This window comes from Thermus brevis, from assembly GCF_026427635.1.
In the GTDB taxonomy this organism is placed as follows: Bacteria; Deinococcota; Deinococci; order Deinococcales; family Thermaceae; genus Thermus; species Thermus antranikianii.
Genome location: NZ_CP102606.1, coordinates 71,961 through 81,307 on the forward strand (window position 1 = coordinate 71,961; position 9,347 = coordinate 81,307).

Genomic DNA, 9,347 nt, shown 5'->3' on the forward strand with positions numbered 1-9,347 from the left:
GCCTCCATCCTAGGGCAAGGTGAGCCAGGGGAAACGGCGCTTGGTCTCAGGGTCCAACTGCAAAAGCTCCCGCGCGGGCATCTTCACCTGGGGCAGGGTCTTCTGGTTGATGGGCTCGTGGGCATCTATGATCCCGTTCATGTAGAGGAGAAAGGCCACCAGGTGGTAAACCTCCTCATTGGTGAGGGTGCCTTCAGCCCCAAAGGGCATGGCCCTCCGGATGTAGTCGTAAAGGGTGGTGGCGTACTGCCAGTAGTTGCCGATGGCGAACTCCGCTGGCTCGGTGGCGGGGGTGATGGGGAAGGGCTCGGCCACCAGCCGGTTGAAGGGGTACCCCTCCCCCCGGGCCCCGTGGCAGGAGGCGCACTTCTCCGCATAGATGCGCTCCCCTTCATCCACCCTCCCCTCTCCCGGGGGAAGCCCCCGGCCGTCGGGGAGGACCACCGGCCTAAGGTCGTACTGGGCCGCCAGTTCCTCCGAGATAGGGGTGCCCAGGTTGTACCGGGCTCCCACCGCCAGGCCTAAAAGGGCCAAAAGAACCAGGATGCGCTTAACCATCGAACACCTCCCCGTCGCAACCCCCCACGGGTCCAAACGCCTGCTGGCCCAAGGGCCTATCCCCGTTCACCACCCGTCCGTCGGGCAGGATGCGCCAGGCCTGGATGGCGTTGTAGTGGTAACGGTTGTTCCTGCCCCACTTCTTGAAGAACTCCTCCCGGGTGGGCTGGGTGTTCCCCTTCTCGTCCCAGGCCCGGCTCCATAGGACCACCTCCTTGCCATCCCAGTGCCAGGGCATCTTGAAGCGCACGAAGGCGTAGCGCTCCACCGGGGGTTCCAGGGTAGCCTGGCGCCAGGTCTTCCCCTCGTCGAAGGAGATCTCCACCTTGGTGACCCGCCCGTACCCGCTCCAGGCCAGGCCGCGGATCTCATGGAAGCCCGGCTTGATCTGCTGCAGGCCCGAGGGGTAGGTAATGATGGACTCGGGGTCCATAACCCAGGTGAAGGCCAGCACCTTGCCATCGGCCATCACGTCGGTGTACTCGCTGGTTTCATCCTTGGCCATGGCGGGAAGGTCCGTGACCAGGATGCGCCTCAGCCACTTCACCTGGATGCTTCCCTCCCAGCCCGGCACCACCAGGCGCACGGGATAACCCTGCTCAGGGCGCAAGGCCTCCCCGTTTTGGGCGTAGGCCACCAGCACGTCCTCCATGGCCTTCTCCAGGGGCAGGGAGCGGGTGTAGGCGGCGGCATCCATGCCCTCAGGGATGAGCCACTTGGCCCCGGGCTTCACCCCCGCCTCCTTGAGGAGCAAGGCCAAGGGAACCCCCGTCCAGCTGGCGTTGGAGGCCAGGCCCCGGCTCCGGGTGGCGGTGAGGTTAGGGTCCGGGGGATTGCGGTAGCCGTTTTGCCCGTTGCCAGCGCACTCAATGAAGTACGTGCGGGTCACGGAGGGGAAGCGTTTCAGGTCCTCCAAGGTGAAGACCAAGGGCCTTTCCACCATCCCGTGGATCACCAGGCGGTACTTGGCCGGATCCACCTGGGGCACCCCTCCGTGATGCCGCTCAAAGTGGAGGCCGTTGGGGGTGATAACCCCTTCCAGCTTCTCCAGGGGGGCGAAGTCGGCCCCGGAGTGGCGGGTGCGCAGGTTGGGGGAGATGTAGCGCACCACTCCCTCCTCAAAGGGGCTCCTTTGGCCATATTCGGAGAGGGGAGCCCCCAGGGTCTTCATGGGGGCAAAGGTTTCCTCGTCCCAAGGGGGTGTCTGGGCCCTGGCCTTAAGAAGGCCCAGCACGCCTCCTGCACCCAAAAGCCGGAAGAACTTCCTTCGGTCCATATACCCTCCTATGGTATTTCCAGACTACAAAAAACCCCGCCCCCATTGGGGGCGGGGGAAAACCCTTAGGCCGGGCCGAACATGTCGTTCCAAAGCCCTGTGGCCCAGCCAATGGCGGCGGTGCCGTTGGCCGCCGAGCGCTGGTTGTCCACGGAGCCCTGGGACTTGATCTGCTTGGCCGCCTCGTCCCAGGAGTAGTTGGCCGCCACCCAGATGGCCTCCTCCTTGTCCACGAAGGAGTAGCAGATGTTGTGGGGAAGCTCCGGAGGAATCTCCGCCAAAGGCTTGCCCTTGAGCCGCTCTGCCAGGTGCCGGGCCACGATGGTGCCGGAAACGTAGGCCACCATGCCGCTTTTGGGGTAAGGGGTGTTCCCGGTGATGTCCCCCACCAGGTAGACGCGGTCGTCCTTCTCCGAGAGGAAGTAGGGGACCTTCACGTTGGCCCAGCGCTCCCCCAGGCCCGCGGTGCGCACCAGCTCCCCCGCCTTCATGGGAGGAATGATGTCCGCCACGGTGAAGGGGACATCCCCGAGCTCCGTCTTCACCACCTTCTTCCCGTAGTCCAGGCCGGTGATCCGGGTGTTGGGAACGTACTCCAGGTAGTCCTTGTAGAGCTCATTGTAGGCAGCCAGGAAGCCCGGGGCCTTGGAAACAGGCTGAGGGTTGGCGTCCAAAACGATAAGCTTCCCCTTAACTCCCTTGGTCTTGAGCCGCCAGGCCAGCATGGCCGCCCGCTCGTAGGGCCCGGGAGGGCAGCGGTAGGGAGGGTTGGGGATGTACATGACCAGTTCCCCACCGGTTTCGTCAAACTGGTCCAGGAGCCTCCTGAGGGCGATATGTTCAAAGGGTTTGAAGCCCACGGGCATGAGGTGCTTCACCTCGGCGTAGCCCGGGATGGCCTCGTACATGTAGTCGATGCCCGGGGCCAGGACCAGGTAGTCATAACCGATGTACCCGCCAGCGGTCCGCACCAGGCGGCGGTCCCGGTTGATGTCCAACACCCTCTCCTGGACAAAGATCACCCCGTCCTTGACCACGTTGGTGTAGTCAAAGACCAGCCACTCCAGGGGCTTGACCCCGGCCAGGAAGAGGTTGGACATGGGGCAGGACATGAAGATGGGCTTCTGCTCGATGAGCACCACCTCCACATCCACCCCGGACTGGACCAGCTTCCGGGCCACTGTGGTGCCACCCCAGCCACCCCCGATCACCACCACCCTCGGCTTGCGGGTGCGGGGGAGAAGGGTGGCCGGGCGGCTGTAGAACTCCTGGGCAAAGGCTGGGCTCGAGATCGCCCCAGCAGCGGCCAAAGCCGCCCCCGTCTTCAAAACCTGACGCCGACTAACCTTGCCCATACTCCCTCCCTCTTCTTGACCAGCCTCTTATCGGCCAGGGCGGTAAGGAGTCCCGCCCGTGGCTTCCAGGATCTGGCTCATGACCTGGCGGGCCTCCTGGAGCATGGACACCGCCGGCGTGCCCATCACCCCGGGCATGATGGTCATGAGCATGGGCTCGATGGCACCCACCAGGACGTCATTGCCCATCTGCATGGCAAAGAAGCGGCAAGGAGCGGCGAAACCTCCCGCAGGCTGGGTGAGGAACATGATCCGGGCCCATTCGCTCTTGCAGGGCATGATCACGGTGACCGGGCCCACCTTCACGTTGGGCAAAAGGTTAAGCCCGTTGGAGGTGAGCTCCGTTTCCACCATGAGCACCACATCCTCCACCTTGGCGGAGGGCACCCGGTACAAGAGGGCGGGCATCATGCCGCTAGAAGGATCGGGCATCATGGCGGGGGACAGGCGCTTCACGATGCCAAGCCGTCCCAGGGCCGCCTCGAGGCGCCACACCAGCCGCTCCACCTCACCCCCGTACACCTGGAGCATGGAAAAGAGCAGGCGCCCGTCAAAAGTGCCCACCGTGAAGCTGTTCCCCTGGCCGGTGATGAAGACCGTGGGAGGCAGGACGATGGCGGCCATGGGGTTTTTGGAAACCGCCTCGATGCTTCCCTTATCCGGCTTCAGCACCACCAGACGGTACTCGGGGAAGCCCGGGCCCGTCACCTGGCGCACCTGCTCCCCCAGGTTCAGGACCCGGTCCGCCTCGAGGCCCACGGACTTCAGGGCGGAGAGGGTCTTGGCCTCCACCTCTTCCAAGGAGCCCTTAACCCCCACCACCAAAGACTGCGCCAAACCCAACCCCAAAAGGGCCACCAGAGCCAAAAGCTTCCTCATTGCGAGCCTCCTTCCACTTCCAGGCCGGCGTCCAGCCAGCCCTTAAAGCCGTGAGCGATGTTCTTGGCATTCTTGTAGCCAAGCGCTTGCAAATATGCGGCCACCACCGCTGAGACGCTTCCCGAGTTGCAGTAGACCAGGATCAGGGCCTCCTTGTCCTTGGGTAACTCCTGAAGGCGATCAGGTACCTGGCTAGCGTAGATGTGCACCGAACCCGGTATATACCCCTTCTTCCGCTCCTCCTCCGTGCGCACGTCCAGGATGAAGGGATCAAAGAGGAGGAGGTCCTTGGCCTCGGTGGGATACACCAAATAGCTGGCGGGGGGCACGCGCTTGAGGAACTCCCCAAAGGCCTTCACCCAGTCCCCTCCACCTCCCTGGGCCCGGGCCCAGGGAAGGAGGGGAAGAAGGGCAAGGAAGTCGCGACGGCGCATGGCTAGCGGGTGAAGAAGGGCAGCTCCTCAAAGGAGTGCCCGGCCTTGGTGGCCTCGGCCAGCATGTACACGGTCAGGGCGATGTGGACATCCGAGTAAAACTCCGGCTTGGGGATGGCGATGGATTCGTAGCAGAAGTTGATGCGGTCCTCCGTGGTGTAGAGTCGGTCCTCCTCAAAGCGGTAGGCGGGCCACTCGTTGCCCAGACCCTGCTTGGGGCTCCGCACCGGGGAAAGCCGCACCCTGTGGCCGGCATACTGATCATGGCAGACGGCGCAGCTCATGTCCCGGGCCCCGGCGCGGGTGTACCAAAGCTCCCGCCCCAGGTTGTACATGGCCAACTCCGCCGGGTGCTTGGGCACCACCTGGATCTTGGCCTTGGAGGAGAAGGAGGCGATGTAGGTGGTGATGGCCCTAACCTCGTCCCGTTTGATCTCCGCCGGCTTGTACCCCTGCACGGTCTGCATGCAGGTGTACACCCGGGTTTCCAGGTCCTCCACCCGCTTGCTGTCGGGGAAGTACTTGGGAAGGATGGCGTAGACCCCTTCCAAGACTCCCTTCCCCTTGCCGAAGTCGCACTCCTCGAGGGTCTTGCCGCTTGGCCCCTTGCGGAAGAAGAGCTCCTTCCCCTCCTCCACAAAAAGATCCCCCGGGAGCACGCCGAAGGTCTCCAGGTACATCTGCCGCTGGCGCATGGCCTCCTCAAAGGGATCCAGGGGCTTTTGCTGCTGGGTGTACGCCCCCACGCCCACCAGGGTCCCCAAGGCCAGCACGCCCAGGAAGATCAAGCGATTCCTTCTCTTCATGGTTCACCTCCGGTTGATGGGGGACTCGGGGTCCAGCAGGAAGGCCACCAGGTCGGCGGTTTCCTCCGGGGTAAAGAGGCCGTGCACCCCGCCCCGGTACATCAGGGAGCAGGGCACGAAGGCCCAGGCGTTGAAGATCTTCTCGTAGGTGTAGCGCACCACCGCCTCCGAGGTGCCCCGCTGCCCATAGTTGGTCAGGCTCGGCCCCATGGTGCCGTGAGCCACCTCGCTGGCCACCCCGGCGTGGCAAGCGTAGCAGTTACCCCGCTTGGGATCGGTGAAGACCTTCTCCCCGTTTTTCCAGTCCCCCATGAGCTTGCCGTTTGCCGGGTACTTGATGAGGGCCTTCTGCTCCGCCAGGAAGGTCGGGATGAGGTCGGGGGGAAGCTTGTCCCGGTACTGGGAGCAAAGGGCCTGCCCTTTGTCCTGGGAGAGCATCACCTTGGCGAACTCGTGGCCGCCCGCATGCAAAGCCGCCTCAAAGCGGGCCCTAAAGGGACTCATCTGGGTGAGGCCAAGCCCCAGGATGAGAGCCGAAACCAACAGAATTGCCACTTTTTTGGTCATGAACTCACCTCCGGTACACGGTAGTTGCGTCCCAACACCCGCACGTTGGGCTTGGGCAAAACCTTCACGTGTCCAGCAGATTTGAGGTACTCCTCGAGGACCTGGTAGATGGGCCTGGGCTCGTACCCGGCCTTGGCCTCCCCCAGCCGCTGGAGCCTCCCCCCATAGGAGGCCGCCAGGTACCGGCGATTGGGATCCAGGGGCTTGCCCCCCACCTCCACCTCCCGGATGCGCTTGCCGACCGGGGCATCGGGGTCCAACACGTAGCGGAGGCCAAAAACCCGGCTCACGTCCCCGCCCTGCTGGTAGAAGGGATCGGGGGTAAAGACATTGCTGGCGATGTCCTCCAGGGTGTTCCGGATCTGCTCCCCGTGTAGCCAGAAGAGGTAAAGGTCGGGGTAGGTAAAACCCAGGTAGGCGTAGAGGTGGTCCCGGGTGATGGCCTGGCCGGGAAGGATGGTGGTGCCCCAGCGCACCGCCGGGCTGAAGACCAGGTCCACCTCGGGATAAAGGGCCTTGACCGCCTGCCCCACCAGCTCATCCCAGGTGGAGTAAAGGGTATCCCGCTTGTAAAGTAAGGAGTTGGAAACCGCCAGGGGCTCGAAAAGGTGCTGCCGGTGAGGAGCCAGGGTCTTTTCCAGGAAAGCCTCCACGTCGGGAGCCCCCGGGAGATGGCGGGCCAGAACCGGCAGGATCCTGAGCCGGAGGTTGGCGATACCTCCCTTGAAAAGCTCCAGGTCCACCCGCATCAGGGCTTTACCGGCCGCGCTTCCCGCCACGATCCAGGTCTTGCCCACCCGCCAGGGGGAAGGGGTGAGGTCGTGGGTGTGCCCGGAAAGGATGAGGTCAATGCCCTTCACCCGCTCCGCCAAAGCCGCGTCCAGCTGGAGGCCGTTGTGGGAGAGAAGTACCACGGCATCCGCCCCCTCGACCCGGGCTTGATCCACGGCCTCCTGCAAGCGGCGGACGTCCAGGGCAAAGGAAAGGCCTTCCGTGAACTGCTCGGGGTGGGACACCTTCACGTAGGGATAGGTGGCCCCCACCACAGCCAGGGCGTACCGGCCCATTTGGTGGATCCGGTAAGCAGGGTAAAGGGGGTCGCCGAAAAGTTCATCCACCACGTTGTAGGAAAGGTGCTCGCCCTTAAGCTTCTTGAAGAGCGCCTCGGCCCGCTCCCACCCCAGGGTCCACTCCCAGTGGGAAACCATGTGGTCCACCCCGGTGAGGTTTTGCCAGTCCACCAGGGCTTCCCCCTGGGTGAGAAGGGAGAGGCCGGAGTTGGTCCAGGTATCCCCGCCGTCCAACACCAGGACCCTTCCCCCCTCGGCCTCCACCTGGGCCTTTTGCCTGCGGATAAGGGCGGTAAGGGCGCTCAGGCCCCCGATGGGACCGAAGGCCTTGGCCAGTTCCACGAAGTCCAGGTAGCTGAGCAGGTAGGCTAAGGGGGTCTCCCGCTCCACCCCGTAGTAGCGCAGGATAGCCTCCCCGGTGAGGTAGCCGGGCCTCCCCATAAGGGGCTTAGGGGCAATGAGGTTGGGAGGCTCCATGAAGTAGTGGGGGAAGGCCTGGCCGTGGAGGTCAGAGAAGTAGAGGAGGGTGGCGTTGCCGTAAGGGGGAAGGTCATAGAGACGGGAAGGATTCTCCAGAACCTGGGCTAAAGCCCTGGGCCCGAGCCCCGCCAGGGCAGAAAGCCAAAAAAGAAGCTCCCTTCGGTTCATTTAGACCCCACCGCCGGCTTGGTGTTGAAATCGCTTTCCGGATCCAACAGGTAGGCCACCACGTCTGCGATCTCCTCGGGGGTCAAAAGCCCCTGGGCCCCGAAGCGGTACATGACCGTGCAGGGGAAGTAAGCCCAGGAGTTGTAGACGACCTCGTAGGTATAGCGCTGAACCGCCTCGGACTGGCCCCGCTTGAGACCGTATTTCTCCAGGCTGGGCCCCACATCCCCGCCCAGGTGCACCGGGGAGCCAAAGTGGCAGGAGAAGCAGTTGGCCTTCTGCAGGTTGTTGAAGATGGCCCCGCCCTTCTTCCAGTCCCCCATGAGCTTGCCATTCGCCGGGTACTTGATGAGGGCCCGCTGCTCCTCCAGAAACTTAGGCAAAAGATCCGCGGGCAGACGGTTGTGGTAGGTGGAGCACAGGGCCTGGTCCGGCCGCTGGTTGAGGAAGACCTCGGCGTAGGCCTTGCCACCCGTCTGAAGGGCCTCCAGCTGGGAAGGGCTAAGGTAGGACTGGGCCAGGGTCAGCACCAAGGGCGCGGCCAAAAGGATGGGGATAAGCTTCTTCGCCTTCATCACCGCCTCCTCATCGCACAAAGGCCGGCCACTCCTCCACGACGGCCCCGTTGTTGTTGTAGGCCATGAAGAGCTCCAGGGCTAGGATGGGCAGGGAGTAAAGAGCAGGCTGCGGGTGGCCGATGTTACCGTAGCAGGCCCGGATGCGGTCCTGCATAGTCCAGATCTGGTCGTTGGAGTACCGGTAAGCGGGCCAGTGGGTCCAGGACTTATCCTTGCCCAGGACATCGGCGTAGGGAAGCACCCCCGCCCGCCGGCCCACATAACTCACGTGACAGGTGGCGCAACCCACGTCCCGAGCCCCGCTACGGGCGTAGAAAAGCTTTTCCCCAAGGGCGTACAGCTCCCGTTCCTGGGGGAAGAGAAGGCGCACCTGGATGGGCTTGCCCGTGGAGAAGCTGGCGATGTAGAAGGCAACGGCCACCACCTCCTGCCGCTTGACCTGGTCGGGCCGGTAGCCCTGAACCTGGGTCATGCAGGTGACGATGCGGCTATCCAGGTCCTCCACCTTGCCCGTGTCCAGGAAGTAACGGGGTAGCCTGGCCGCCGCTCCTTCCAGAACTCCCTTCCCCAGGCCAAAGTCGCACTCGGCCATGGTCTTTCCGCTTGGCCCCTTGCGGTTAAAGAGCTCCTTGCCCTGCTCCACGATAAGCTCCGTGGGCAGGATCCCCGCGGTTTCCAAAAGGAGTTGCTTTTGCCGCTTGGCCTCCTCCCGCGGATCCACCTCCCCCTGGGCCAAGGCCAGGCCAAGCAGGAAAAGCACGCCCACCATCCACCAGGACCGTAAGAGCATACCCTTACCTCCGCGCCATGCCCAGCGCCCGGGGTTCCCCCCGGGCGCCACCTCTAAGCCAGCTCTAGCTTTACCGTGCCCTCGCCGGTATCTCCGTCGGTGTCCTTCAGTTTTACAGTGAACGTCCCCACCTTTTCCGCCTTGAACATGAAGCCGTAAAGGGGGTTGGCGCTGGTGGAGGGACCGGGCTTAGCCTCGGCCACCTTCTCCCCTTCAAAGTAGATCTCCACCTGGTTGATGTACTTGGCGGGGATGATCTTGCCCTCGGCATCCCGGCGGGTGCCAGGCTCGTTGGGATGCTGGGCGACTACCTGGAGCTTGAAGTTCTCGCCCGCCTTGGGCTTGGCCGGGGTTAAACGAACAATGGTACGAATGGCCATCTTCTA

Annotated in this window: 11 protein-coding genes; all 11 read right to left on the reverse strand. The window is 63.6% G+C overall.

Features of this window, described 5'->3' with window-relative positions:
* Positions 1-9 precede the first annotated feature (9 nt).
* The 11 genes from KQ693_RS00400 to soxZ all read right to left on the reverse strand — a co-directional run bounded on the left by KQ693_RS00400 (position 10) and on the right by soxZ (position 9,341).
* Positions 10-558: a c-type cytochrome gene (locus KQ693_RS00400; protein WP_267261591.1), complete on the reverse strand. Its 549-nt coding sequence runs from the start codon at positions 556-558 to the stop codon at positions 10-12.
* Positions 551-1,834, reverse strand: coding sequence for a sulfite dehydrogenase (soxC, locus tag KQ693_RS00405; RefSeq protein ID WP_219760105.1), 1,284 nt, complete (start codon positions 1,832-1,834; stop codon positions 551-553). Before soxC ends, KQ693_RS00400 begins: the two co-directional genes overlap by 8 nt.
* Before the next feature lie 65 nt (positions 1,835-1,899).
* A complete protein-coding gene (locus tag KQ693_RS00410; protein ID WP_219760104.1) occupies positions 1,900-3,189 on the reverse strand; it encodes an FAD-dependent oxidoreductase in 1,290 nt (429 codons plus the stop codon).
* A 27-nt stretch (positions 3,190-3,216) separates the two neighbouring features.
* Positions 3,217-4,068, reverse strand: a complete 852-nt coding sequence (locus KQ693_RS00415) for a translation initiation factor 2 (protein WP_267261592.1) — start codon at positions 4,066-4,068, stop codon at positions 3,217-3,219.
* A complete protein-coding gene (locus tag KQ693_RS00420; protein ID WP_267261593.1) occupies positions 4,065-4,502 on the reverse strand; it encodes a rhodanese-like domain-containing protein in 438 nt (145 codons plus the stop codon). Before KQ693_RS00420 ends, KQ693_RS00415 begins: the two co-directional genes overlap by 4 nt.
* Positions 4,503-4,504: 2 nt before the next feature.
* Positions 4,505-5,308 carry a sulfur oxidation c-type cytochrome SoxA gene (gene soxA / locus KQ693_RS00425; protein ID WP_267261594.1) on the reverse strand — a complete coding sequence of 268 codons (804 nt, stop codon included), beginning with the start codon at positions 5,306-5,308 and terminating at the stop codon, positions 4,505-4,507.
* Positions 5,309-5,311: 3 nt separating this feature from the next.
* The gene (soxX, locus tag KQ693_RS00430; protein WP_267261595.1) at positions 5,312-5,875 is read right to left on the reverse strand and encodes a sulfur oxidation c-type cytochrome SoxX; all 564 of its coding nucleotides are present in this window, start codon (positions 5,873-5,875) and stop codon (positions 5,312-5,314) included.
* Positions 5,872-7,593 carry a thiosulfohydrolase SoxB gene (gene soxB / locus KQ693_RS00435; protein ID WP_267261596.1) on the reverse strand — a complete coding sequence of 574 codons (1,722 nt, stop codon included), beginning with the start codon at positions 7,591-7,593 and terminating at the stop codon, positions 5,872-5,874. Before soxB ends, soxX (KQ693_RS00430) begins: the two co-directional genes overlap by 4 nt.
* On the reverse strand, positions 7,590-8,168 hold the full coding sequence (soxX, locus tag KQ693_RS00440) for a sulfur oxidation c-type cytochrome SoxX (protein ID WP_267261597.1): 579 nt from the start codon (positions 8,166-8,168) through the stop codon (positions 7,590-7,592). The genes soxB and soxX (KQ693_RS00440) overlap by 4 nt, the downstream gene beginning before the upstream one ends.
* A 10-nt stretch (positions 8,169-8,178) precedes the next feature.
* Positions 8,179-8,961, reverse strand: a complete 783-nt coding sequence (gene soxA, locus KQ693_RS00445; protein ID WP_267261598.1) for a sulfur oxidation c-type cytochrome SoxA — start codon at positions 8,959-8,961, stop codon at positions 8,179-8,181.
* A 53-nt stretch (positions 8,962-9,014) separates the two neighbouring features.
* On the reverse strand, positions 9,015-9,341 hold the full coding sequence (gene soxZ, locus KQ693_RS00450) for a thiosulfate oxidation carrier complex protein SoxZ (protein WP_219760096.1): 327 nt from the start codon (positions 9,339-9,341) through the stop codon (positions 9,015-9,017).
* Positions 9,342-9,347 lie beyond the last annotated feature (6 nt).